The sequence below is a fragment of the Exiguobacterium sp. s125 genome (assembly GCF_018618605.1).
Lineage (GTDB): Bacteria > Bacillota > Bacilli > Exiguobacteriales > Exiguobacteriaceae > Exiguobacterium_A > Exiguobacterium_A oxidotolerans.
Genome location: NZ_JACSMI010000007.1, coordinates 90,680 through 114,026, shown reverse-complemented (window position 1 = coordinate 114,026; position 23,347 = coordinate 90,680). Strand labels below are relative to the sequence as shown.

26 protein-coding genes are annotated in these 23,347 nt (G+C 49.7%); all 26 read right to left on the bottom strand.

Annotated elements, in window-relative coordinates; all coding sequences use genetic code 11:
* Nucleotides 1-78: 78 nt before the first annotated feature.
* Nucleotides 79-1,383 (bottom strand): UDP-N-acetylglucosamine 1-carboxyvinyltransferase, encoded by a 1,305-nt coding sequence (murA, locus tag KNQ05_RS14130; protein ID WP_029331739.1) that lies wholly within the window; start codon nt 1,381-1,383, stop codon nt 79-81.
* A 233-nt stretch (nt 1,384-1,616) separates the two neighbouring features.
* On the bottom strand, nt 1,617-1,850 hold the full coding sequence (locus KNQ05_RS14125; protein ID WP_029331740.1) for a DUF1146 domain-containing protein: 234 nt from the start codon (nt 1,848-1,850) through the stop codon (nt 1,617-1,619).
* Nucleotides 1,851-2,159: 309 nt separating this feature from the next.
* Nucleotides 2,160-2,573, bottom strand: a complete 414-nt coding sequence (locus KNQ05_RS14120) for a F0F1 ATP synthase subunit epsilon (RefSeq protein ID WP_088837965.1) — start codon at nt 2,571-2,573, stop codon at nt 2,160-2,162.
* A gap of 26 nt (nt 2,574-2,599) precedes the next feature.
* Entirely contained in the window at nt 2,600-4,018 is a 1,419-nt protein-coding gene (atpD, locus tag KNQ05_RS14115) for a F0F1 ATP synthase subunit beta (protein WP_088837966.1), read from the bottom strand.
* A gap of 36 nt (nt 4,019-4,054) precedes the next feature.
* Nucleotides 4,055-4,906, bottom strand: a complete 852-nt coding sequence (gene atpG, locus KNQ05_RS14110) for an ATP synthase F1 subunit gamma (protein WP_088837967.1) — start codon at nt 4,904-4,906, stop codon at nt 4,055-4,057.
* Nucleotides 4,907-4,964: 58 nt separating this feature from the next.
* Nucleotides 4,965-6,473, bottom strand: a complete 1,509-nt coding sequence (atpA, locus tag KNQ05_RS14105) for a F0F1 ATP synthase subunit alpha (protein ID WP_029331744.1) — start codon at nt 6,471-6,473, stop codon at nt 4,965-4,967.
* A 19-nt stretch (nt 6,474-6,492) separates the two neighbouring features.
* Nucleotides 6,493-7,026 carry a F0F1 ATP synthase subunit delta gene (locus tag KNQ05_RS14100; protein WP_088837968.1) on the bottom strand — a complete coding sequence of 178 codons (534 nt, stop codon included), beginning with the start codon at nt 7,024-7,026 and terminating at the stop codon, nt 6,493-6,495.
* Nucleotides 7,026-7,559, bottom strand: coding sequence for a F0F1 ATP synthase subunit B (atpF, locus tag KNQ05_RS14095; RefSeq protein ID WP_088837969.1), 534 nt, complete (start codon nt 7,557-7,559; stop codon nt 7,026-7,028). The genes KNQ05_RS14100 and atpF overlap by 1 nt, the downstream gene beginning before the upstream one ends.
* 125 nt (nt 7,560-7,684) lie before the next feature.
* A complete protein-coding gene (gene atpE, locus KNQ05_RS14090) occupies nt 7,685-7,897 on the bottom strand; it encodes a F0F1 ATP synthase subunit C (RefSeq protein WP_012371545.1) in 213 nt (70 codons plus the stop codon).
* Nucleotides 7,898-7,972: 75 nt separating this feature from the next.
* Nucleotides 7,973-8,716, bottom strand: a complete 744-nt coding sequence (gene atpB, locus KNQ05_RS14085) for a F0F1 ATP synthase subunit A (RefSeq protein WP_088837970.1) — start codon at nt 8,714-8,716, stop codon at nt 7,973-7,975.
* 8 nt (nt 8,717-8,724) lie between these two features.
* Entirely contained in the window at nt 8,725-9,111 is a 387-nt protein-coding gene (locus KNQ05_RS14080; RefSeq protein WP_088837971.1) for an ATP synthase subunit I, read from the bottom strand.
* Nucleotides 9,108-9,326, bottom strand: coding sequence for an AtpZ/AtpI family protein (locus tag KNQ05_RS14075; RefSeq protein ID WP_014971404.1), 219 nt, complete (start codon nt 9,324-9,326; stop codon nt 9,108-9,110). The genes KNQ05_RS14080 and KNQ05_RS14075 overlap by 4 nt, the downstream gene beginning before the upstream one ends.
* A gap of 1,129 nt (nt 9,327-10,455) precedes the next feature.
* On the bottom strand, nt 10,456-11,595 hold the full coding sequence (gene wecB, locus KNQ05_RS14070) for a non-hydrolyzing UDP-N-acetylglucosamine 2-epimerase (RefSeq protein ID WP_204251406.1): 1,140 nt from the start codon (nt 11,593-11,595) through the stop codon (nt 10,456-10,458).
* Between the two features lie 104 nt (nt 11,596-11,699).
* Nucleotides 11,700-12,329 carry a uracil phosphoribosyltransferase gene (gene upp, locus KNQ05_RS14065; protein WP_029331752.1) on the bottom strand — a complete coding sequence of 210 codons (630 nt, stop codon included), beginning with the start codon at nt 12,327-12,329 and terminating at the stop codon, nt 11,700-11,702.
* Between the two features lie 75 nt (nt 12,330-12,404).
* A complete protein-coding gene (locus KNQ05_RS14060) occupies nt 12,405-13,382 on the bottom strand; it encodes a hypothetical protein (RefSeq protein ID WP_088837973.1) in 978 nt (325 codons plus the stop codon).
* Between the two features lie 132 nt (nt 13,383-13,514).
* Nucleotides 13,515-14,159, bottom strand: a complete 645-nt coding sequence (locus tag KNQ05_RS14055; protein ID WP_214767759.1) for an ABC transporter ATP-binding protein — start codon at nt 14,157-14,159, stop codon at nt 13,515-13,517.
* On the bottom strand, nt 14,156-15,187 hold the full coding sequence (locus KNQ05_RS14050) for an ABC transporter permease (RefSeq protein ID WP_214770995.1): 1,032 nt from the start codon (nt 15,185-15,187) through the stop codon (nt 14,156-14,158). Before KNQ05_RS14050 ends, KNQ05_RS14055 begins: the two co-directional genes overlap by 4 nt.
* 70 nt (nt 15,188-15,257) lie before the next feature.
* Nucleotides 15,258-16,628: a sensor histidine kinase gene (locus KNQ05_RS14045; RefSeq protein WP_214805818.1), complete on the bottom strand. Its 1,371-nt coding sequence runs from the start codon at nt 16,626-16,628 to the stop codon at nt 15,258-15,260.
* Nucleotides 16,625-17,293: a response regulator transcription factor gene (locus tag KNQ05_RS14040; protein ID WP_214805816.1), complete on the bottom strand. Its 669-nt coding sequence runs from the start codon at nt 17,291-17,293 to the stop codon at nt 16,625-16,627. The genes KNQ05_RS14045 and KNQ05_RS14040 overlap by 4 nt, the downstream gene beginning before the upstream one ends.
* 111 nt (nt 17,294-17,404) lie before the next feature.
* Nucleotides 17,405-18,664 carry a serine hydroxymethyltransferase gene (glyA, locus tag KNQ05_RS14035; RefSeq protein ID WP_088837978.1) on the bottom strand — a complete coding sequence of 420 codons (1,260 nt, stop codon included), beginning with the start codon at nt 18,662-18,664 and terminating at the stop codon, nt 17,405-17,407.
* A 111-nt stretch (nt 18,665-18,775) separates the two neighbouring features.
* On the bottom strand, nt 18,776-19,315 hold the full coding sequence (locus tag KNQ05_RS14030; protein WP_214767769.1) for a TIGR01440 family protein: 540 nt from the start codon (nt 19,313-19,315) through the stop codon (nt 18,776-18,778).
* On the bottom strand, nt 19,316-19,756 hold the full coding sequence (gene rpiB, locus KNQ05_RS14025) for a ribose 5-phosphate isomerase B (RefSeq protein ID WP_029331763.1): 441 nt from the start codon (nt 19,754-19,756) through the stop codon (nt 19,316-19,318).
* 5 nt (nt 19,757-19,761) lie between these two features.
* Entirely contained in the window at nt 19,762-20,277 is a 516-nt protein-coding gene (locus tag KNQ05_RS14020) for a low molecular weight protein arginine phosphatase (protein ID WP_029331765.1), read from the bottom strand.
* 17 nt (nt 20,278-20,294) lie between these two features.
* Complete coding sequence (locus KNQ05_RS14015) at nt 20,295-21,293, bottom strand: L-threonylcarbamoyladenylate synthase (protein WP_088837979.1); 999 nt, start codon at nt 21,291-21,293, stop codon at nt 20,295-20,297.
* Entirely contained in the window at nt 21,290-22,138 is an 849-nt protein-coding gene (gene prmC, locus KNQ05_RS14010) for a peptide chain release factor N(5)-glutamine methyltransferase (protein WP_088837980.1), read from the bottom strand. The genes KNQ05_RS14015 and prmC overlap by 4 nt, the downstream gene beginning before the upstream one ends.
* Nucleotides 22,138-23,196, bottom strand: coding sequence for a peptide chain release factor 1 (gene prfA, locus KNQ05_RS14005; RefSeq protein WP_029331769.1), 1,059 nt, complete (start codon nt 23,194-23,196; stop codon nt 22,138-22,140). Before prfA ends, prmC begins: the two co-directional genes overlap by 1 nt.
* Between the last annotated feature and the right edge of the window lie 151 nt (nt 23,197-23,347).

The window sequence follows — 23,347 nt, the reverse complement described above, 5'->3', positions numbered from 1 at the left end:
GCACAGGCAAGCAAAAAGAGACGACTTTCTTTTTCAGAAAGTCGTCTCTCGTTAATGAAATGGAATAATAGCTTAAGATTAAAGCTTTGTCGCTGCCGTTTCTTCGACAACCGCTGTTTCTTCCGTGATGCGCTCGACATCTGCGCCAAGGGCTTGCAGTTTCAAGTGGAAGTCAACGTATCCACGATCGATGTGATGGAGTGCACCGACACGTGTTTCACCTTCAGCAATCAAACCAGCTGTGACGAGCGCTGCACCAGAACGAAGGTCTGTTGATAAGACTTCTGCTCCTTGAAGCTGAACACCACCTGTGATGATGGATGAGCGTCCTTCGATTTTGATATCAGCATTCATGCGGCGGAATTCTTCCACGTGCATGAAGCGGTTTTCGAAGACCGTTTCCGTGATGACCGATGTTCCTTCAGCTTTTAAGACAAGCGCCATCATCTGTGCTTGAACGTCTGTCGGGAAACCAGGGTGTGGCATCGTCTTCACGTCGACAGCAACCAATTTCTTAGGTCCGACAACACGAAGCCCTTCTTCTGTATCCGATACTTGAACACCCATCTCTTCCATTTTTGAGATCAATGGACGAAGATGCTCACGCTCAGCACCGATGACTTCGACGTCACCTTCTGTGATTGCAGCTGCAATCATGAATGTTCCGGCTTCAATCCGGTCTGGAATCACATAGTGGTTGCCACCGTGTAATTTTTCGACACCTTCGATACGGATCGTTTCCGTACCTGCGCCACGGACTTTCGCGCCCATCGCGTTCAAGAAGTTCGCGAGGTCAACGATTTCAGGTTCTTTCGCAACGTTCTCGATGACTGTCGTGCCTTCAGCGAGTGTTGCCGCCATCATGATGTTTTCTGTCGCACCGACAGAAGGGAAATCAAGATAGATTTTTGCACCTTGGAGACGACCATCGACTTGTGCTTCAACAAAACCGTTTCCGATGATTGTTTTAGCGCCCATCGCTTCGAATCCTTTTAAGTGAAGATCAATTGGACGTGATCCGATTGCACAGCCACCCGGCATCGCAACGCGTGCGCGACCGAGACGTGCAAGGAGTGGACCCATGACAAGAATCGATGCCCGCATTTTACGAACGTATTCAAGTGGTGCTTCGTCTTTTAGTTCCGGTTCTGCATTGACGGTAACCGTATTCGCTTCTGCATCGAATTCAACTTGTGCGTTTAAGTTCCGTAAGACATTGTTGATTGTATAGACGTCTGCAAGACGTGGTACGTTTTGAAGGACCGATTGACCTTCTGATGCGAGCAATGTCGCAACCAACGTTTTTAAGACTGCATTTTTTGCACCTTCTACTTTTACTGTTCCAGCTAATTTACGTCCGCCACGGACAACAATTTTTTCCATTACCCATACTCCTCTGCTTCGTTTCTTTTCTATTCGTACAATTCGTGATTGGTGTTGATCATAGTTGAAAAGTCAACGAATGATAGAAAGAAACTTTCCTATAGTTATCTCTCGTGCCAAAAGCCAATACGATTTTCAGTGTCATAATCAATGTGTTTCTTCATTATAAGAATACTATCCTTTTCCATACTAATTCAGATGACCAAATTAGGGTTTACAAGGAAGTTACAAGTTCAGCCTACTAAAAATTGAAGACGTTGGGCGAATCCCGAATACTCCAGCAAAAAGCGACCGACGAGGGAACCGAGTGCAATCGCAAGCAACGTCCGTAACGCAATGGCGTGTGGACCTTTAGGATGTTGGAGGATTTTTTCCCACTTGACTGGTAAGAGTGACCACCAGGCAAGAACAATTGCCATTACATAAACGAGCATACTCACTAAAGCACTTAAACCAATTGACGTCACGCGCTTGCACCTCTTCTTCGTGTTTTCTTCAACCTTACCATGATTTCACAAAATGAATGATTTCGCAAACAAAAAAGCACAATATGCATTTATTTTAGCGCATAAAATATATTTATTAAAGATGATTGTCACAATTTCTATAGAAGTAAGGATGAAAAGTTTGTGAATAAGAGGTCTATATGGTACTTTTACTATTTTTCGCCATCTTAAACCTGAATCGCCTTAATCCTAAAGAAAACGCTTTTAAATTGACGTTTTCTACAAAAAAAGACCCGATTTCCACGAGGGAAACCGGGTCTTTTACTTGAATCAATCGCGACCGTAGTCTTTTAAATCGAGACGGTTAATTGCCCGTTTCAATGAAAGCTCTGCGCGTTTGAACTCAAGATCTGATAATTTCGTGTCCTGGAGACGTCGTTCTGCACGAACCTTCGCAGCCGCAGCACGGTCATAATCGACCTTATCTGCCTGCTCCGCTGTTTCTGCAAGAACCGTTACAGTATCCTGGCGCACTTCCATAAAGCCACCGCTGATAGCGATCAACGTGCGTCCGCCATCTTCGTGGCGCAACTTCAAGATGCTGATGTCGAGTGGTGTTACGAGCGGTACGTGGTGCGGGAGGACCCCGATTTCACCCGTTATCGTTTTCGCAACGACCATACGGACATCGCCATCATACACTTCGCCATCCGGGGTGACGATATTGACATGAAGTGTGTTCATCTCAAGTCCCCCTTATGCTTTGTCACTTAGACAAGCGCCTTCGCTTTTTCAATCGCATCTTCGATCGGACCGACGAGACGGAATGCTTCTTCCGTCAAATCATCGTGTTTGCCATCGAGGATTTCTTTGAAGCCGCGGATCGTGTCCTTAACTGGGACGTACGATCCTTTTTGTCCTGTGAACTGCTCAGCTACGTGGAAGTTCTGCGACAAGAAGAACTGGATACGACGCGCACGGTGAACACTTAACTTGTCATCTTCCGACAACTCGTCCATACCGAGGATTGCGATGATATCTTGAAGTTCTTTATAACGCTGAAGTGTTTCCTGAACTTGACGTGCTACAGCGTAATGCTCTTCACCGACGATTTCAGGTGAAAGGGCACGTGATGTAGAAGCAAGTGGATCCACGGCAGGATAAATACCCATCTCAGAGAGACGGCGCTCAAGGTTCGTCGTTGCATCTAAGTGAGCAAACGTCGTCGCAGGAGCCGGGTCAGTATAGTCATCGGCTGGTACATAAACCGCTTGGATTGATGTAACCGAACCTTTGTTTGTTGACGTGATACGCTCTTGGAGCATACCCATCTCTGTTGCAAGTGTTGGTTGGTAACCAACGGCAGATGGCATACGACCGAGAAGGGCCGATACTTCTGAACCAGCTTGCGTATAACGGAAGATGTTATCAACGAAGAGAAGAACGTCCTGTCCTTGCTCATCACGGAAGTACTCAGCCATTGTCAAACCAGTCAAGGCAACACGAAGACGTGCACCAGGTGGTTCGTTCATCTGACCGAAGACCATCGCTGTTTGTTTGATAACGCCTGAATCCGTCATCTCATGGTACAAGTCATTACCTTCACGTGTCCGCTCACCAACACCTGCGAATACCGAGATACCGCTGTGCTCTTGGGCGATATTGTTGATCAATTCCTGGATGAGGACGGTCTTACCTACACCGGCACCACCGAAGAGACCGATCTTACCACCTTTGATGTAAGGCGCAAGTAAGTCAACGACTTTAATTCCTGTTTCAAGAATTTCAACTTTTGTTGAAAGGTTGTCGAACGTTGGTGCTTTTTTGTGAATCGGAAGACGTTCCACGCTTGCATCAAGTTCTTTTTCATCAATTGGGTTACCGAGTACGTTGAATACGCGACCGAGTGTCGCTTCACCGACGGGTACCGAGATTGGAGCGCCTGTATCTAGGACTTCCACTCCACGGCGTACACCATCCGTCGAATCCATCGCAATGGTACGGACGACATCGTCACCAAGGTGTAATGCGACCTCAAGCGTTAAGTCGATAGCCACTTCTTCTACAGTTTGCGGCGTATATTGAATACGAAGCGCGTTGTAGATGTTCGGTAAGTGTCCTTCGAACTTAACGTCGATGACAGGTCCCATGACCGCGACGACGCGGCCTTTTAAACCGAGTTCGTTCATCGTGTTTCCTCCTACCTATCATTACGTCCTTGGGGCTTACTGCTGCGCAGCTGCTCCACTGACGATCTCTGTGATTTCTTGCGTGATTGCAGCTTGTCGAGCCCGGTTGTAGACGAGAGTCAATCGACCGATCAAGTCATCTGCGTTATCTGTCGCACTTTGCATTGCTGTCATACGTGACGCATGTTCTGCTACTTTCGCGTCAAGAAGCGCACCGAAGATCAAGCTTTCCGCATAACGCGGAAGGAGTTCAGAAAGGATTTGCTCCTCACTTGGCTCATACTCATAAGTCGTCGAAGACGAAGCTTCGATTTCTCCGAGTGGGAGAAGGGTTTCGACTTTCACTTCTTGGCTGATGACAGACAAGAAATGGTTGTAGCTCAGCTTGAGTTCGTCGATTTCACCGTTCGTGAACGCACTCACTGTACGCTTCACGATTTCAGCTACATCAACATACGAAGGAGAATCGTTGAGTCCTGTGATCGCGTCTGTGACCGTGATTCCGCGTGAACGGAAGAACTGAACACCGACTTTACCGACCACATACAGAACGTAACTGTCCGTAGTGTGCTTTTCTTTGATTTCCCGGTAGACTTCACGCAGCACGTTGGCGTTATATGCACCAGCTAAGCCGCGATCCGATGTGATGACGATAAATCCAGTCTTTTTGACGGGACGTTTCTCGAGCATCGGATGGCTCGCACCTGTCGTGCCATTCGCAATGGTTCCGAGAACCTCCTGCATTTTCAGCATGTAAGGCTGGAACTTCGCGCTATGTGCTTGAGCGCGGTTTAGTTTCGACGCCGAAACCATGTTCATCGCTTTCGTGATCTGTTTCGTACTTTTCGTCGAGTTAATCCGCGTTTGTATCTCGCGCAACGATGCCATTTCGATTCACCACCTTGTTAGTATCAAGAGCGTTCAGGCGAAGCCTAAGAGTTGACCCTTAGACTGTCGCTTGGAACGTTTTCTTAAATTCTGAGATTGCTGTAACGAGTTCTTCGTCAGCCGGAAGGTTACCTGTTTTACGGATCTCATCGCAAAGCTGTTTGCGGTTTTGATCGAGCCAGAGGTTGAGTTCCTTTTCAAAACGACGAATATCCGTAACGGCAACATCATCAAGGTGACCACGAGTCAAGGCATAGATGATGATGACTTGCTTGTCGACAGTCAACGGTTGGTTAAGATCCTGTTTCAGAACCTCTACTGTCCGCTCACCACGGTTAAGCTTCGATTGTGTCGCTTTATCAAGGTCAGATCCGAACTGTGAAAAGGCTTCGAGCTCACGGTAAGAGGCGAGGTCAAGACGGAGCGTACCCGCTACCTTCTTCATCGCTTTTACTTGAGCCGATCCACCAACACGCGATACCGAGAGACCCGGGTTGATCGCTGGACGGACACCTGAGAAGAAGAGATCCGATTGAAGGAAGATTTGACCATCCGTGATCGAGATAACGTTCGTCGGGATGTAAGCCGAGATATCCGACGCTTGTGTCTCGATGAACGGAAGTGCTGTTAAGCTACCTGCGCCAAGCTCGTCGTTCAATTTCGCCGCACGCTCAAGAAGGCGTGAGTGAAGGTAGAAGACATCCCCTGGGTAAGCTTCGCGGCCTGGTGGACGCTTCAAGAGAAGCGAAAGCTCACGGTATGCAGCTGCTTGTTTTGAAAGATCATCATAGATGACAAGAACGTGCTTGCCGAGATCCATGAAGTGTTCACCCATCGCTACACCAGCGAATGGTGCGAGGTAAAGAAGTGGTGCCGGCTGTGAAGCAGCGGCAGAAACGACGATCGTGTAATCAAGTGCACCGTTTTTACGGAGTGTTTCAACAACACCACGGACTGTTGATTCTTTTTGTCCGATTGCGACGTAAATACAAATCATGTTTTCTTCTTTTTGGTTGATGATTGTATCGATGGCGATCGACGTTTTACCTGTCTGACGGTCACCGATGATCAACTCACGTTGTCCACGACCAATTGGAACGAGGGCATCGATTGCCTTGATTCCTGTCTGAAGTGGTTCGTGAACCGATTTACGTGCCATAACGCCAGAAGCTTTACGCTCGATTGGGTTATAGTGTTCTGTTTCGATTGGACCAAGACCATCGATTGGCATACCGAGCGGGTTAACGACGCGACCGAGCAATGCATCCCCTGTCGGTACTTCCATGATGCGTCCTGTACGGCTAACTGAATCGCCTTCTTTAATATCAAGGTAGTCACCAAGAATGATGATACCAACGTTGCCTTCTTCTAAGTTTTGCGCCAAGCCCATTGTGCCGTTAGCGAATTCTACGAGCTCTCCCGACATGACGTTGTCGAGTCCGTGTGCACGAGCGATACCATCACCAATTTGGATGACCGTACCCGTCTCGTTCACTTCCATCGTAGAACCGTACTGCGCGATACGCGCTTTAAGCAGGGCGCTGATTTCTTCAGCTCTAATGCTCATGCGTTTCACCCCTATTTTCTTACGCTTTTAACAGCTCACGCTCAAGTCGCGTTAGTTTCGTTTCGATCGTGCCGTCATATGTCGTGTAACCGATTTGGACGCGAAGTCCTCCGATTACGTTCGTATCAACAACATTTTCTACTTCAAGCGTTTTACCTGATTTTTGGCCGAACGTTTCTTTCACTTTCGTGATTTCCGCGTCTGACAATTTGTATGCACTCGTCACGACGGCTGTCGCAACGTTACGGTGTTCATTCAATAACGCAATGAAATGCTCCGGCAAAGACAATACTTCCGCCGCACGGTCGTTTTCGACCATGACGAGGATGGTATTCAAAACAATCGTGTTGAAGCCCGTGAAGCTCGTCTGTAAGACTAACTTCAGCTCTTCCGCAGAAATCGATGGGTTACTTAAAACCGATGCGAGCTCTGGTGTTGCGTGGAGCACTTCGCCGAGCGTCCGCACATCAGCTTCTGCTTGCTCGAGCACATGATGCTCAAGCGCAAGATCGAAGAGCGCTTTTGCGTAGCGTCCCGCTACGTGATCACGCATTAGTTCGTGCCCTTAGTGTCAGCAAGGAATTGATCGACGAGCGCGCGCTGAGCGGCTTCGTCTGTCGCAAGCTGTGTTTTCATGACGTGGCGTGCTGCAGCGATTGCTTGAAGAGCAACATCGTTCTTCAAAGCAGCTTGTGCTTCAGCGCGTTCACGGTCGATTGCACGGCGTGCTTCTTCCTTACTCATTTCTGTCTCAAGACGTGCCTGCTCCATCGCACGTGCTTGTTCTGCCTCAGCTTGACGGCGTGATGATTCTAATAAGTCACGTGCTTCCGTACGTGCCTTATTTAATTCTTCTTGTTGTTGTTCTACGTAGACTTCAGCGTCTTTACGGCTTTTTTCAGCCGAGTTGATCTCGCTAGCCACATGCTCTTCCCGCGCTTTCATCATGTTGATGAGCGGGCCCCAAGCGAATTTCTTCAAGAGGATGAGGAGCAAGAGGAAAACGACGATCGTGACGATCATATTGGCAAGTAAAAGGTGGCTTTCTTCGCCGCCTGCTTCTGCCGCAAGATACGTAAGATTCATTCGATTACACTCCCCTCGTGGTTGGTCCAACTTCTTATATCTACATAAGGGAGCAAAAGCTCCCGTGACGGTTCACTCCTGTCGAACGAATAACGCCCTATGTAGCTCGTTTCTTAAACTATGAATTAAGAGTTGAGGAGAAGGAAACCGACCGCTACACCGATGATTGGAAGTGCCTCAACAAGACCGATACCGATGAACATTGTTTGACGAAGTTCGTTTTTGAGTTCTGGCTGACGTGCTTGTCCTAATACTGTACCGTTTACGATAAGACCGTTACCGATACCAGCGCCAAGTGCGCCGAGTCCGATGATGATCGCTGTTGCAATAAGTTCCATTATAAATTGCCTCCCTAGATTGTGTTCGAAATTTGGTCGTGCGATTATCGGAAAAGCAGATGCTTTACCTTCGAATTAATGGTCGTGCGCTGCCTTATGTCCGATGTAAACCATCGTCAGGATAAGGAAGATATACGCTTGGATCGCTCCGATGAAGAGTGAGAATCCTTGCCAAATCAGCATTGGAATCGCTGAAAGGATGACACCGACTGGTCCGAGGAATTGGAAATCGTTCGTTCCAGAGATGATTCCGATCGAGAGAATGATTCCGATCATGATTTCACCAGCGAAGATGTTCCCGTAAAGACGAAGACCGAGCGTCAACGTGTTTGCGAATTCTTCAATGATGGTAATAATAAACATCGGCGTCATAAACGTTTTCGCATATGCACCGAAGCCGCGCATTTTCACACCGTAATAATGGCTCATGACCACTACCATAGATGAAAGTGCAAGTGTCACGTACGGATCCGCAGTTGGTGAGTTGAACCAAATGTAGTGACCCGTCACAACGTTAAATGGGAGACCCATTAAGTTGGACACGATGATGAATAGGAACAGTGTCATTCCGAAAGTAAGGAAGCGACCCCCTGTTTTCCAATCCATCGTACTGCTGATGATTCCGCGAACGAATTCGAGGAACCACTCTAGCGTGTTTTGAAAACCGGTTGGCTTCATCGCGAGACGTCGCGTACCGGCCACGGCAATCAGGAAGACGAGAGCAGCTGCTATCAGCACTGTGATCAAGTTCGTCCAGCTACCGTACAGAACGAAGTCGCCCCAGAGTGGGATTTCGTAAAGTGGCATTTCGTGGTTCATTTGACTATTCACCTCTTTTCCCGCTTAAGTTCGTGAGTCAAGAACTCACAAAATTGTATGACGTGGCCGGCGAGAAGGCCTATTACCACCGCAGTTAATGACAATTCGGCTTCGTACTTCAAACCGATCATCACACAAAGTACCGCGACCGCCATGCGTGATACGGTCCCTCGAGACATCGGCTTGCGCCCACGCTCGATTACACGATACATTCGATCGACGCTTAATCGTTGCAGCGTCAAGATCATGAAGCTACCTGCCCCACCTAATGCCAGCCCATAAATCACTGGATCACTCGGATAACCGACAAGTAACAAGACAGCCAGGATTCCATAATAGAGTCCAAACCATCGTAAGTACGCACGATACAACGCATCTTGAAGGATTATGTTCATGTCTTGTCTCCTAACAAGTGCCTGATCATTGCGATCATGCAAAGAATGCCGATGAAAATCCCGATGAACACTGAGAATGTCGCTCCCATCTTTTGCCACCAGTCTTGCTGTTCCCCATAGTTCCCAACAAGGAAGCCGATGACGATTGGTGCGGCAAGTGCCGTCGAAATTTGCGAGGCCATGACCATACTCGTTGCGAGCCCTTTTTGGCGCACTAGAGACGACCCCCTTTTCCCAATTGCAGGTTCTTTTTCTTTCCCACAATTTGCGGATTTTCATACTAGTCAAGAATACAATGAGAACCATTTCATAGTCAAATGAATTCACAAATAAAATAGACCGCTGAAACCATTGTATATCAACGATTGATAAGGTTTTCACAGAGGTACCCCATCCACCTCTTTTCACGAAGATGTGAAGAAAATATGTAGTACTATCAACGTTTAAAGAGATGGTTCACTTGATGAACAAAACCATTGAACAGTAACGTTATATCGCGTTCTGGAATGAGAAACAAGCCGTCTAAAATTGATTTGTGTCGATTTTGTGAAAAAGTATTTTTTGTTCAAGATTGGAAGCGCTTTCGATTCGGGACAGGAAAACCGCTCTGACATCTGTTTGTAACAAAGGATTTAAAGCATTTCCAATTTGTCTGTTGTGTTACTTGTCACAGCTTGAAATGTCATGAATGGATTATAGGTTTTAAGGTCAGCACGGTGATTTAGATTTTACATTTTCTTCACAATCAGGCAGATTGAGGCGTTTGTTTCTTAGTTAAAGATATATTGATGTATGTTTACTCACTGCTTTTTGTTTAGTGATTATCGGATAGACCATTATTGATTATTGAATAGACCTTTCGCTATTTCCTCTCACTTTCCTTGGGCGGGACGCAAGCCGCGATCCCCCTTCGGGTAACCGGGTCTCGCTTGTCCCTGTCGGAAGCGTTCCGCTTCCTCTTCCCATAGGAGTCGAGAGGAATTGCTCAAGGCGATTCAATTTACAAGTGACTAACAACACTACGCCTTGACCAAAGTTTAGTAGAGCGTAATTGAAAAGGACGTCCCCCGGTCGACTCGACTCCTACGGGAAAAGAAACCACAGTTCATCGTGGTTTCGTCAGAGGGAAACAAGACCCGGCTTGGCACACACCGTGTACCGAGTCGCGACTTGTCCCTCGCCCGAGGAAAGCGAGGTCGACGGGAACGTCTGAGACAACTTATGGAAGTTAACCTTAAACGGAATCATTAAAAAGGACGCATCCGTTCGTCTTGATTCCCGTGGGAACGACAAGATATACGGAAACGCCCTAAATAAACATTTTTTGGACTGGATTACTTTATTTTAGATATCCGCATGAAAGGGTTCTGGAGTTTCCCCTTGATTGAAGTGCGCTAAAATCGCTGCTGCAATCCGCTCCGACGCATGACCGTCCCCGTAAGGATTTGAAGCATGCGCCATTTTTGCATAGGCCGCTTCGTCTTCAAGCAACTCGCTCGCCATCCGGTAAATCGTCTCTTCATCTGTTCCGGCAAGTTTCAACGTACCGGCTTTGACTCCTTCCGGACGCTCCGTCGTATCGCGTAACACAAGGACAGGTACGCCGAGCGAGGGTGCTTCTTCCTGTACGCCGCCGGAATCGGTCAGGATTAAATGGGCACGACTGGCAAAGTTATGAAAGTCGAATACATCGAGCGGCGGAATTAACGTGATGCGGTCGTGTCCCCCAAAGATTTCAGCCGCTGTTTCCTGGACGACCGGATTCAAATGGACCGGATAGACGACGTGCACGTCCGGATATGTATCGACGAGTCGACGGATCGCCCGAAACATCTGATGCATCTTCTCTCCGAGGTTTTCTCGCCGGTGTGCCGTCATCAAGATCAGGCGTCGTTTGCCGACTGCCTCGAGCACAGGGTGAACATAATCCGGCTGGACCGTCGTCTGCAGGGCATCGATTGCCGTATTTCCCGTCACATAGACACCAGCATAACGATTTTCAGATGCTAAGTTCGCTGCCGCCTGATCGGTCGGCGCAAAGTGCAGATCTGCGAGTGTCGACGTCAATTGACGATTGACCTCTTCCGGAAACGGTGAGTATTTATTATATGTACGGAGTCCGGCTTCGACGTGTCCGACGGCGATTTGATTGTAGTAGGCAGCAAGACTACCGACGAACGTCGTCGTCGTGTCGCCATGAACGAGAACGAGATCCGGTTTGACATCCTTCATGACGAGATCAAGTCCTTCGAGACCACGCGTCGTGATGTCGACAAGCGTCTGACGGGGTTGCATGATATTGAGGTCAGAATCCGGTTCAATCTCGAACATCCGTAACACTTGATCAAGCATTTCCCGGTGTTGCGCCGTGATCGTCACATGGACATCGAACGCTGGATTTTGTTTTAAGGCATTGACGAGCGGTGCCATCTTGATGGCTTCCGGTCGTGTTCCAAAGATGGGCATGACTTTGATGGGCATCATTACTTCCTCCTTTTTCTACTTCTTCCATTTAAGCATAGTTGAAAGCTGTCCTGCATCTTACAACAAAAAAAGCAGCCTGCCGGGAGTGGCAGACTGCTTCTGTCTTACTTCGTACCGAACAAACGATCACCGGCATCCCCGAGTCCAGGGACGATATAACCATGATCGTTCAGTTTTTCATCGAGTGCCGCGAGGTAAATATCGACATCCGGATGCTCTTCCTGAACGCGTTTAACGCCTTCAGGTGCTGCACACAGGCAAGCCAGTTTAATGCTTTTCGCGCCTTGTTTCTTTAAAGAGGAGATTGCGTCAGCAGCCGAGCCGCCTGTCGCAAGCATTGGGTCGACGACGACAAAATCACGTTCTGCGACGTCAGTCGGCAACTTGAGGTAGTATTCCGTTGGTTCAAGCGTCTCTGGATCACGGTAAAGACCGATGTGACCGACTTTGACGTTCGGCATCATCCGAAGCATCCCGTCGACCATCCCTAGTCCTGCGCGAAGGATCGGAACGATTCCGAGCTTCTTGCCTTCAATCATCTTCTGCGTCGTTTTCGTGACCGGTGTCTCGATCGCGACTTCTGTGAGTGGAAGGTCACGCGTGATTTCATATGCCATCAATGAAGCCACTTCGTCGACAAGCTCCCGGAATTGTTTCGTCCCCGTTTCGACTTTACGCATGATTGTCATTTTGTGCTGAATCAATGGGTGATCAAATACATGTACTTTACTCATTGTTTGCATCTCCTCTCAATTCTCTTTTCGCATTGTACTCCAAAAAGTGACCGCTTGGGAACTGTTTTTTTGGAATCACTCCTCCCCAAGCGTACTTTTCCCGTCAAGAATCGCTTGCGCCGCATAGGACCATTCATTATCTGGTTGCTTCGCTAATTCTTCTAACGTCGCCTTATAATCGCCGACCTTATTCTTTTGTTCATAGACGGCCTGCATCCATAACACATCACTCATGTAACCGGAATCCGGGAAGTCCTCTCGATACGCGACATAATCCGTTTGTTTCGTTTCACCTAACTTGCCTCCAGCAATCAATTGATAAAAACGTGCCATGCCCTTCGTTGCGTCATCCGTTAACACAGTTCCCGTCAACAAGCGGTTCGCTGACTTATAATCTTTTTCTTGCGTCGCAGCGATCGCCTGTTTCAATGTTTCTTCGGGAGAAAGCGTCTTCTTTGCATCCGTAGTCGCTTTTGGTTTCGCTGTCTCTTTTGGTTTCGTTGTGTCTTTTGATTTTACTGGTGCTTGTTCTGTCAGCTGTTCATTTTTTTCTTTTAATTGCTCGACTTCTTTTTCAAGCGCGGCCAATTTTTGTTCAACGTTCTCTTGATTGGTCACGACCGGCACTTCTTCCGGTTGTGAGAAATCAAGTTGAAAGAGACCGAGAACGGCAAGACCCGCAACAAGCAATCCGCCGAGCATCCACGGATTCGATTGCAGCTGCTTTTTCCACGGTTTGAGCTGCGGATGATTTTGGACAGCTGCCGGGAGCATGGAAAAACGCTTTTTGACGAGTCGCTTCCCGCCCGCTTTTCCGGCGATTGCTAACCGGTACCGCTGGAGCTCCGCCGGAATCCCTTTGTTCTTCCACTGGCTGAACCGCGTGTCCGCTTGTTCATAAAAGCCTGCTTCTTGCATGATGACGATTGCTTTAAAGTCTTCACTGAGTCGTTTATATTCACGTTCTGTTTGACTTTTTTTAGTCAGCCAGTCCGCAATTTGAGTCGTATTGATTGTTTCGAGTTCTGATTGGACCAGTGCTGAAAATTTCATCTGACAGTTTCCACCCTTACCTTATTTTACTAAGGTTAAGTATACCAAAAATCATGGTCGTAAAATATAAGTCTTCTGACGCATGGTGGACAAAACACGGACGCCGCCTCTTGTCTCGAGACGACGTCCGCGTTATTCCACTTCGCTCAAGTAACCATCCTCGATCCGCAGGACACGGTCACAATACTCAAGCATCCGCTCATCATGGGTGATGACGATGACCGTTTTTTGTTCCTCATGGGCTTGCTTTTGTAACACTTCCATCACTTGGCGTCCGTTCGTATAATCAAGGCTTGCCGTCGGTTCATCTGCGAGGACGAGTCGCGGCTGATTGACGAGTGCCCGAATGATCGCGACACGCTGTCGTTCTCCACCCGATAAGGCGTGTGGCAAATGGTGTGCACGGTCTTTTAATCCAAAAGCGGCGAGCATCGCGGCGGCGTCAACTTTCCGCCCCGCTTCTTCTGCGACGAGTTCGAGTTGTTCCGCCGCCGTCAGGAACGGAACGAGATGCGATTCCTGAAAGATGAATCCGATCTCTTCGAGGCGCATCTTTCGGCGTGCTTCGTCCGATTGCTGATTGACGTGCTGTTCCCCAAACTGAATGTCTCCCGCTGTCGGTGTTTGCAACAATCCGAGCAGTTGGAGCAACGTACTTTTTCCACTTCCGCTCGGTCCGACTAAGGCAATCAGTTCACCCGCTTTCGCTTCGAATGAAACATCATGGAGCACGGGGACGTCACTGTAAGTCTGTTCGACATGTGTCATCTTAATCATCCTGCCATTCCTCCCATCGCGTCTGCCGGCTCAAGTTTTTTTAAGGCCCGGAGCGGAATCACGGATCCAATTAATGCCGTACCGATCAACAATGCCCCGTAACCGAGACTCGTATCCCACTCAAAACGAAACGGAATGCCGCTCGGTAAGACTTGGCTGACACCGAGCGTCACGCACAGGCTGAAAGCAAGCGACAGGAGCGTCAAGACAAACACCTGCAAGACGAGCGCGCTTCCAATCGTCCGTGTCCGAATCCCGATCGCCTTCAAGATGCCCAGTTGCTTCATTTTTTGCATCGTCAAAATATAGAAAAACGCCGTCAAAATCAAGGCGCCGATTACGACAAGCGCCAGCCGCATCATCTGGAATGAATTTTGTTCCGCTGCGTAACCGGGAACCTGCTTGACGATGTCTGCTTTCGTATACGTCGTCAGGTCCGTTTTGAATGAATCCTGACTGACAAATGCCGAGACATAGTTCGTCTGCATCTTCGCTTGCCAGTCGTCCCACGACGCAAGCGTCGTCCATAACACAGGCGCATGGCTGTAACGTCCATCCGTGACGGTACCGACGATCGTAAACGTCATCTTCGTCCGAAAATCGGTTACTTTGTCGCCGACTGCGGTCCCGGTCTGTTTCGCATAAGCGGTATCGACGAGAACTTCGCCTCGTTTCAACGCTTGCAGTTGCTTTGGACCGTACGCCGTCTCAGCAGGTAACGCAAACACCGTCACATCGTCCTTCGTCCCGTCCTGTTTCTCGAGAACCATATTTTGGACGCCGAGTGCCTCCGTCCCTTTTGGTTGCTCCTGTTCCTCTAAAAATGATCGCGTCAGTTGCCCTTCCGCCTCTTGACTGAGTGCCACCTGCTCAACCGGTAAATTCCGGATGACGGCTCCATTATCGTATGCCAGTCCGTCTGCGAGCCCGGTGATCATTAAAATCAAGACGATGATCAATGTCGTCACGAGCCCCATCAGACCGAAGCGTTTTTTCATCCGGATTAGTTCGCGCCAACCCATTTTCATTTAATATCCCTCCTGTATGTGCGTTACAGGTCTTATCTTACGGATACTATATGAACGGAGCATGAACAACTTACGTCGCCCGTAAAAACGTCAGGATGAACGTCGTCCCCGCGCCGATTTCCGAATCAATCTCGACCGTCCCGTGCAACTGCTTGACGGTCTTGGCGACGATGGCGAGTCCAAGCCCCGTCCCGCGCGAACCGCGTGCCGTGTCGGCTTGATAAAAGCGGTCAAAGGCATGGGCAATCATGTCGTTTGACATACCGGGACCTTCATCCGTGATACGGACAGTGATGTGCTCCGCAGTCTGTTCGGCTTCAATCGTAATCATGTCCCCGTCGTTTGAAACATGGAGGGCATTCCGGATGACATTTTGAAAAACATGTTCGAGTGCGGCGGCATCCGCCTCGATCGTCATGTCACTCGCGACATCAACAGCGACAGCGACACCACGTTCATCGATTTGGTAGGCGAGTGTCGCGAGCGTCGTCCGAATCGCTTGTCCAAGATGGATTGACTCCAGTCGCATCCGACTTCCTTCATCGAGCCGGGCGAGGACCAGCAGTTGCCGGGTCATCTCTGCCATCCGGTCTGCTTCACGCGCAATCGTTGCCAGTTTATCCTGTCCGACAGGTGCGACATGCGGTTGCAGTTGACCGGCGTACCCTTTAATCGTCGTCAGTGGCGACTGAAACTCGTGCGAGACGTTGGCGACGAACGTTTTGCGCTCAGCATCCGACTTCGCGACTGCTTCCGCCATCTCACCGAACCGCCGTGACAACTCTCCAATCTCATCGCGCGAGGTCGTCGCCACATGAACGGCATAGTCACCGGACGCGACTTGTTTTGTCGCATCCGTCAAGCGTTTAATCGGACGCACGAGATAGCGGATTGAGAAGGCAAGCAACAGAAAACTGATGACGACGAGTAAGCCGAGGAAGGCTCCGACGAACAAATGGAGTTCACGGATTTGTCGGCTCAAATCGGGTCGAATGAAGACGGCGTCGGTCCCGTTTGGCGTTTCGAGCGACGCACCGACTGTATTGACGACTTCATTGTCAAACAGACCGAGTAAAAAGAGATGAAACGGATAGTCCCGCATTCCGTGATAGACTTCCCCGGCGCGGACCCGTTCGATGATCGCCGGTGCCAGTGTTTCGTCGCGGAATGTATTCCCGTGGCGGATAACGGGGCCTGTCTCCGGGACGACATAGAGCTGAAAACCCGTCGCGCTCAACATGTCGTAGAAGGAACCGGTCTGTCCGTCGCCATGCCGTTCATAGTAGGCAAACGATTGATCGACCGCCTCTTCGACCTTTTGACTATAGGAAGACTGCAAGACATTGTAGTAAAACAAGTTGCTGATCAGTAAGGAAATCAAGGCCGACACGAGCAGGACCAGACAGACGAGTCCGACGATTTTCGTATAAAGTGACTTCATCCCTTCGCCTCCAGTCGGTAACCGAGACCGCGGACGGTACTGATGTGAATCGCGTCCGTATGGCGCAAGCGACTGCGCAAGCGTTTGATATGGACGTCAATCGTCCGATCATCACCCATGAAGTCGAGTCCCCAGACCCGTTCAATCAATTCCTCCCGACTGAAGACACGTCCCGGAAAACTCGCAAGCTGATGTAACAAGTCGAACTCACGCCTAGGCAACGTCAATTCCGTTTCGCCAAGCATCACCTGTTGACTCCGTTTATCAATCGTTACGTCACCAAACCGGAGAATCGGAAGCGCCGCCTTTTGATACCGCCGGGCGACGGCGTGTAAGCGGAATAATAATTCTTCCGGGTCAAACGGTTTCGTGATGTAGTCGTCGGCACCCGCCGTAAAGCCGGCGCGTTTATCTGTCAGTTCCCCGAGCGCCGTCAACAGCAAAATCGGCAGTTCGTCCCGTTGCCGGAGCTGTTCACATAACTCAAGTCCACTCCGCCCGGGGATCATTACGTCGAGAATCGCCGCCTCGAACGTCAGCTCGTCGATCCAGCACGCCGCTTCTTGTCCGTCTGCCGTCGCCCGGACGCGATGCCCGTCTGCTTCGAGTGTCTCGACAATCAGGCGTTGGATGTTTTGGTCGTCTTCTACGACTAAAATCTCCATCTTTCGTCCCTCCTATCCTATCGTTTACTCGTCAATCAAAAAACCACCTCTGACTTCTCAGCGATCGAAAAGAAAGAGGTGGTTCATCAGACGGGTCGGCATGCGTTCCGATTACCCGCGTTCCGGGTAAAGCGGGAAGCGACCTGTCAATGCAAGGACTTGCTCGTGTGCATTTTTTAATGTGTCGTCGTCTTCCGGGTTTTTGAGGACGAGTTCAATCAATGCCGCAATTTGTTTCATTTCTTCTTCTTTAAAACCACGTGACGTCATCGCTGCCGTCCCGATGCGAATCCCGCTCGTGACGAATGGGCTGGCCGGATCGAATGGAATCGTGTTTTTGTTGACCGTGATACCCGCTTCATCAAGGGCATGCTCAGCGAGCTTACCTGTGATGCCGAGCGGCTGTAAGTCGACGAGCAACAAGTGGTTGTCCGTGCCGCCTGAAACGATCCGCAGACCACGTGCCGTCAATTCTTCACCGAGTACTTTTGCATTCGTGACGACTTGACCAATGTAGTCTTTGAATTCAGGAGCAAGTGCCTCACCGAACGCGACCGCTTTTGCTGCGATGACGTGCATGAGGGGACCGCCTTGAATACCAGGGAAGATCGATTTATCAATCGCTTTCGCATGTTCTTCTTTACAGAGAATCATCCCACCACGTGGCCCACGGAGTGTCTTGTGCGTCGTCGTCGTGACGAAGTGTGCATGCTCGACCGGGTTCGGGTGAAGACCCGCTGCAACGAGCCCTGCAATGTGCGCCATATCGACCATTAAGTATGCGCCGACGCTGTCTGCGATTTCACGGAAACGTTTGAAGTCGATGACGCGCGGATAAGCCGATGCTCCCGCAACGATCAATTTTGGTTTGTGTTCTTCTGCAAGCTTCGCGACGACATCGTAATCAATCATCTCTGTCTCTTGATCGACACCGTATTCGACGAAGTTGTATTGAACACCGGAGAAATTCACAGGACTACCATGCGTTAAGTGGCCACCGTGTGAGAGGTTCATCCCGAGGACCGTATCGCCCTGGTCAAGAATCGTGAAGTAGACGGCCATGTTCGCTTGTGCGCCCGAGTGCGGTTGAACGTTTGCATGTTCGGCACCGAAGATTGCTTTCGCACGATCACGTGCCAAGTCTTCTGCGAGATCAACGAATTCGCACCCACCGTAATAACGGCGTCCCGGGTAACCTTCTGCATACTTGTTCGTCAGCACGCTACCTTGTGCTTCCATGACAGCTTGCGAGACGAAGTTTTCTGACGCAATCAACTCGATATTATCGCGTTGACGTCCTAATTCCTTGCGCATTGCCGAAAAGAGTTCCTCATCTTGCTGTTTCAGATACGTAAGCGGTGTTTGTTCCATCTGAATTCCCCCATTCATTTTCGATACGCCTATCTTAACACGAATAATCAGTCCGCGGCACCCACAAAAAGTGCAGAAAAATAGCAAGAGGTATGCAACCCCTTGCATGAATCATTCGTATTTAGCACGCATTCCACCAATTAACTTCGGACGCGTCGTTGCTGCCGTAACATGTGCCTCACCGATTTCCCGGTGTGGAAGGCGAACCGGGATGGCGACCGGCTTCAAGTGCATGCCGATGAACGTGTCTCCGATGTCGATTCCAGCATCTGCTTGAATCGATTCGACGACGACCGGGGCAGAAAAACGTTCATAGGCGATACTCGCCATCGAACCACCTGCTTCCGGTACCGGGACGACCGTGACCGGTTCCAGTCCGAGTCGTTCAACCGTTTGGCGTTCGAGCGTCAAGGCGCGGTTGATGTGTTCACAACCTTGGAACGCAAGATCGATTTGATGCGAACGACGAAATGTATCGAACACCTCGAATAATGCTTCCGCGACTTCCGGCGAACCCGCTTTTCCGATTTGTTTACCGATGACTTCACTCGTCGAACAACCGATGACGAGCAGCTTCCCTTTTAAAGGGAAGCGCTCATTCAAATCGGTCAACGAGGCTTCAAGATCCTGTTTAATCTGTTCGAGATCCATTTACTTCACCTCATAATCCGAGATTTTGCAGACACGGTTTTCGTGACGTCCACCTTCGAACTCCGTCTCTAACCAAATCTTTGCGATATCAAGCGCAAGACCCGGTCCGATGACACGTTCGCCCATCGTCAAGATGTTCGAGTTGTTATGCTGACGTGTCGCTTTTGCACTGAACGTATCATGGACGAGTGCCGCACGAATCCCTTTGACTTTATTCGCTGCGATTCCGATTCCGATTCCTGTTCCGCAAATCAGGATTCCACGATCAAATTCACCGTTCGCGACGGCCTCCGCGACGGGAATCGCGACGTCCGGGTAATCAATCGAGTCAGACGAATACGTACCGAAGTCCGTATAGTCGATCCCGAGTTCCTTTAATAAACCGTTGATTTCTGCTTTGAGTTTAAAGCCACCATGATCTGCACCGATTGCTACTTTCATCTGAACTATTCCCCCGTTTGTCTAGGTTGTTTTTTCGGAAGTTTCCGGTTGTCCGGCGCTTTTCTTCCATTTCCGTTCTGCGTTAATTTTAACACAAGACGGTTGACGAGGGGTTCGAGTTCATTTCGAACTTGGCGATAAACGTTCATCGATCCACCGTACGGATCGTTGATGTCCCGCTCAAGCCCTGTCACATATTCATAGAGGGTGAACGTCCGGTCCTTCAGTTCCGGGTAACGTTCCCCGACTTCTTGTTTATGACTCCGCGTCATCGTCAAGATGATGTCAGACCAGCGTCCGAGAACATCATCGAAAACTTGCGTATAATGCTCGAGTTCAATTCCCCGTTCCCGCAATACTTGGAGTGCGTTCTCTGACGCATCGAAGCCTTGCATCGAACGCAGTCCCGCAGACCGGACATCAAACTCTTGATCTGCGACTTTTGAGCGTAGTAATGCCATCGCCATCGGGCTCCGGCATGTATTTCCAGTACAGATAAACAATACGCGACGTGTGCTCATCTCAGTATCCTCCTTCTTTACGGGCGAATGATCCGACCACCTGCTGCCTTATGGAGCCGATTTCGGACTGCTAGCCCAACCCCTTCTTCTGATAGGTCCCGTACAAAAATCTGATCCACCGTCGTCTGATCAAATCGCCGTAAACAATCGTAAAGACGCTGTGCCGCTGTTTCTGCGGTCGTGCCGAGGAAACAGCGGACATCTGCTTCGACGTCTTCTCCGTCAAAGAGAATGACGCCGGTCTTTTGTCCGGTTTGGCGTGCTTCATCGATGAGCTGCTGCAGGAAAGAGAGGTCGCCCGCCACGACGGACAGTGTTGCTTCCGGTGCGTAGTGCGTGTACTTCATTCCCGGTGCCTTCGGTGTTTTATCTTTCATCGATAAAGCAGGATCGAGTGCCACGGTGCCGATCTCGCCTTCCAGCTGCTCACGTGTGACGCCGCCCGGTCGTAAAATGACCGGAGGTGTCATCGTACAGTCGATGACGGTCGATTCAACACCGATACCGGTTTCTCCCCCATCGACGATTGCTGCGATTCGTCCCGAGAGGTCATAGGCGACATGTGCCGATGACGTCGGAGAAGGTTTTCCGGAACGGTTGGCACTCGGTGCCGCTAACCCTAGTCCTGTCGCTTCAATCAATTGAAGTGCAAGAGGATGGTCCGGCATCCGTAATCCAATCGTATCAAGTCCTGCGGTGACGAGGCTTGAAGCGGTTCCGTTCGATTCTAGAATGATCGTCAAGGCACCTGGCCAAAACGTATCCATCAAACGTTTCGCGACAGCCGGAATATGAGTGACGAACTGCTCTGCCTGTTCGATTGACGCGACATGGACAATCAATGGGTTGTCGGACGGTCGGCCCTTCGCGGCGAAGATTCGCCGAACGGCCGTCTCGCTCGTCGCATCCCCCGCAAGACCATAAACGGTCTCTGTCGGCATCGCGACGACTTCCCCTGCTTTTAATAAGTTTACTGCTACATCCAGTGTCTGTTGATCGATCATTTCCGTCTTCACTCTGTACAATCCTTTCGTTCCGCATACACGATACGGTCTTTACCGTTTATATCTTTTAAAATACCCGTTTCCGCAGTAGGATAACGCTCTTTTAACATCATTTGCACTTCACTTCCTTGATTGTGTCCGATTTCAAACACAATCAAGCGAAAATCGTCCTTTAAAATACGTGTGCTGCCGTCAATCAAGCGACGATAAAAGACGAGACCGTCTTTTCCGCCGAACAGCGCGAGATGAGGCTCATGGTCAAATACGACGTCACTGAGCAACTCATCTTCTTCAATATAAGGCGGGTTCGAGACGAGGACACGGACCGATTGATCGGCGAGCGGCTCAAGCAGATCCCCTTGTAAAAAAGTTACGTCGCCGCCAAGTGCCGCTTGATTTTTTTTCGCGACCGCAAGTGCGTCTTCTGAAATATCGACCGTCGTGACCGGCTGTCTAAGCTCGAGCGCGAGTGTGACCCCAATCGCTCCGCTTCCCGTTCCGATATCGACGATTTCACCCGGGTGGAACGTCTCCCCGCCTAAACGACGGACGACGAACTCAATCAATTCTTCCGTTTCCGGACGGGGAATCAGGACAGCTGGCGTAACCTGAAAATCGCGTCCATAAAAGGGTTGGTACCCGATCAAATGTTGGACGGGAACACCATTGACGTGTGCCAGTAAGTATTCGCTGAATAACAGGTCATCGTCCGGCGATAATTCGTCCGAAAGTCGCACGAGCAATCCCGTCCGGTCGACTTGTAACACATGCATAAGTAACCATTCGGCACTCGACGCCTCGCGTCCTGCCGCGACTAACATCGTTTGTGCTTGATTCAATCGTTTCGCAATCCGCATCAGTTCGCCGCCTCCGATGCCCGTGCCTGGTACTCCATCACGAGCGTGTCGATGACTTCATCCATCTCGCCTTGGAGAATCCGGTCGAGCTTTTGAATCGTCAAGCCGATTCGGTGATCCGTCACCCGGTTTTGAGCGAAGTTATACGTCCGGATCCGCTCGGAACGGTCGCCCGTCCCGACAGCTGATTTGCGTTTTTCATCGTACTCGGCCTGCTGTTCGCGTTGAATTTTATCATAGACGCGTGCTCGTAACACTTTCATTGCTTTTTCTTTATTTTTAATTTGCGATTTCTCATCCTGACAGCTGGCGACGATTCCTGTCGGCACGTGTGTCACGCGGACAGCGGATTGTGTCGTATTGACGGACTGACCGCCGGGACCGCTCGATGTAAACGTATCGACGCGGACATCTTTATCGTGAATTTCAACTTCGACATCTTCTGCTTCCGGCAAGACGGCGACGGTCGCTGTTGATGTATGAATCCGTCCGCCTGACTCTGTCGAAGGCACACGTTGGACGCGATGGGCGCCGTTCTCATATTTCAGTTTCGAGTACGCCCCTGTCCCTTTGACGATGAAGATGATTTCTTTATAGCCGCCGAGTTCCGTGTAGCTCGCATCGATGATTTCGATTTTCCAGGCTTGTTTCTCAGCAAACTTCGAATACATCTTGAAAAGATCAGACGCAAATAAGGCTGCCTCGTCGCCTCCTGCCGCACCCCGAATCTCGACGATGACGTTTTTGTCGTCGTTCGGATCCTTCGGTAAGAGTAACGCTTTTAATTTCGTTTCGAGTTCCTTGATTTCCGGCTCCAGGATCGCCACTTCTTCTTTCGCGAGGTCCCGCATCTCGGGATCCGTCAACATTTGACGTGCTTCCTGATAGGCTTCCATCTTATCGCGGTAAACGCGATACGTTTCGACGGTCGGCGCGAGCTGGGATTGCTCCTTTGAGACCTCTCGTAATTGATTCGTATCATTAATGATCGCCGGGTCAGCCAACTGATCATTTAATTTTTCATAACGGTCCTCTAACGCACTTAATCGATCCAACATAATCGGTCATCCTTCCTGACGGTTCTTCTATCGTCAGTATAGCAAATATTTAGAACGTCAGTAGCAAGACCTCCTCGCGACCGACACTTCCGTCGTCAGACCGGTAGTTGACGTCAGACGGTCATTTTCCTATAATTAGTGTACTAATTGA

What these genes read in the sequence shown, in the direction of transcription:
- murA (WP_029331739.1), bottom strand. Translation starts at nt 1,383, where the DNA reads ATGGAAAAAATTGTTGTCCGTGGCGGACGTAAATTAGCTGGAACAGTA.
- KNQ05_RS14120 (WP_088837965.1), bottom strand. Translation starts at nt 2,573, where the DNA reads ATGAACACACTTCATGTCAATATCGTCACCCCGGATGGCGAAGTGTAT.
- atpD (WP_088837966.1), bottom strand. Translation starts at nt 4,018, where the DNA reads ATGAACGAACTCGGTTTAAAAGGCCGCGTCGTCGCGGTCATGGGACCT.
- atpG (WP_088837967.1), bottom strand. Translation starts at nt 4,906, where the DNA reads ATGGCATCGTTGCGCGAGATACAAACGCGGATTAACTCGACGAAAAGT.
- atpA (WP_029331744.1), bottom strand. Translation starts at nt 6,473, where the DNA reads ATGAGCATTAGAGCTGAAGAAATCAGCGCCCTGCTTAAAGCGCGTATC.
- KNQ05_RS14100 (WP_088837968.1), bottom strand. Translation starts at nt 7,026, where the DNA reads ATGCGTGATCACGTAGCGGGACGCTACGCAAAAGCGCTCTTCGATCTT.
- atpF (WP_088837969.1), bottom strand. Translation starts at nt 7,559, where the DNA reads ATGAATCTTACGTATCTTGCGGCAGAAGCAGGCGGCGAAGAAAGCCAC.
- atpE (WP_012371545.1), bottom strand. Translation starts at nt 7,897, where the DNA reads ATGGAACTTATTGCAACAGCGATCATCATCGGACTCGGCGCACTTGGC.
- atpB (WP_088837970.1), bottom strand. Translation starts at nt 8,716, where the DNA reads ATGAACCACGAAATGCCACTTTACGAAATCCCACTCTGGGGCGACTTC.
- KNQ05_RS14080 (WP_088837971.1), bottom strand. Translation starts at nt 9,111, where the DNA reads ATGAACATAATCCTTCAAGATGCGTTGTATCGTGCGTACTTACGATGG.
- wecB (WP_204251406.1), bottom strand. Translation starts at nt 11,595, where the DNA reads ATGATGCCCATCAAAGTCATGCCCATCTTTGGAACACGACCGGAAGCC.
- upp (WP_029331752.1), bottom strand. Translation starts at nt 12,329, where the DNA reads ATGAGTAAAGTACATGTATTTGATCACCCATTGATTCAGCACAAAATG.
- KNQ05_RS14060 (WP_088837973.1), bottom strand. Translation starts at nt 13,382, where the DNA reads ATGAAATTTTCAGCACTGGTCCAATCAGAACTCGAAACAATCAATACG.
- KNQ05_RS14055 (WP_214767759.1), bottom strand. Translation starts at nt 14,159, where the DNA reads ATGATTAAGATGACACATGTCGAACAGACTTACAGTGACGTCCCCGTG.
- KNQ05_RS14050 (WP_214770995.1), bottom strand. Translation starts at nt 15,187, where the DNA reads ATGAAAATGGGTTGGCGCGAACTAATCCGGATGAAAAAACGCTTCGGT.
- KNQ05_RS14045 (WP_214805818.1), bottom strand. Translation starts at nt 16,628, where the DNA reads ATGAAGTCACTTTATACGAAAATCGTCGGACTCGTCTGTCTGGTCCTG.
- KNQ05_RS14040 (WP_214805816.1), bottom strand. Translation starts at nt 17,293, where the DNA reads ATGGAGATTTTAGTCGTAGAAGACGACCAAAACATCCAACGCCTGATT.
- glyA (WP_088837978.1), bottom strand. Translation starts at nt 18,664, where the DNA reads ATGGAACAAACACCGCTTACGTATCTGAAACAGCAAGATGAGGAACTC.
- KNQ05_RS14030 (WP_214767769.1), bottom strand. Translation starts at nt 19,315, where the DNA reads ATGGATCTCGAACAGATTAAACAGGATCTTGAAGCCTCGTTGACCGAT.
- rpiB (WP_029331763.1), bottom strand. Translation starts at nt 19,756, where the DNA reads ATGAAAGTAGCAATCGGTGCAGATCATGGTGGCTTTAAACTCAAAGCA.
- KNQ05_RS14020 (WP_029331765.1), bottom strand. Translation starts at nt 20,277, where the DNA reads ATGAGCACACGTCGCGTATTGTTTATCTGTACTGGAAATACATGCCGG.
- prmC (WP_088837980.1), bottom strand. Translation starts at nt 22,138, where the DNA reads ATGCGGATTGCGAAACGATTGAATCAAGCACAAACGATGTTAGTCGCG.
- prfA (WP_029331769.1), bottom strand. Translation starts at nt 23,196, where the DNA reads ATGTTGGATCGATTAAGTGCGTTAGAGGACCGTTATGAAAAATTAAAT.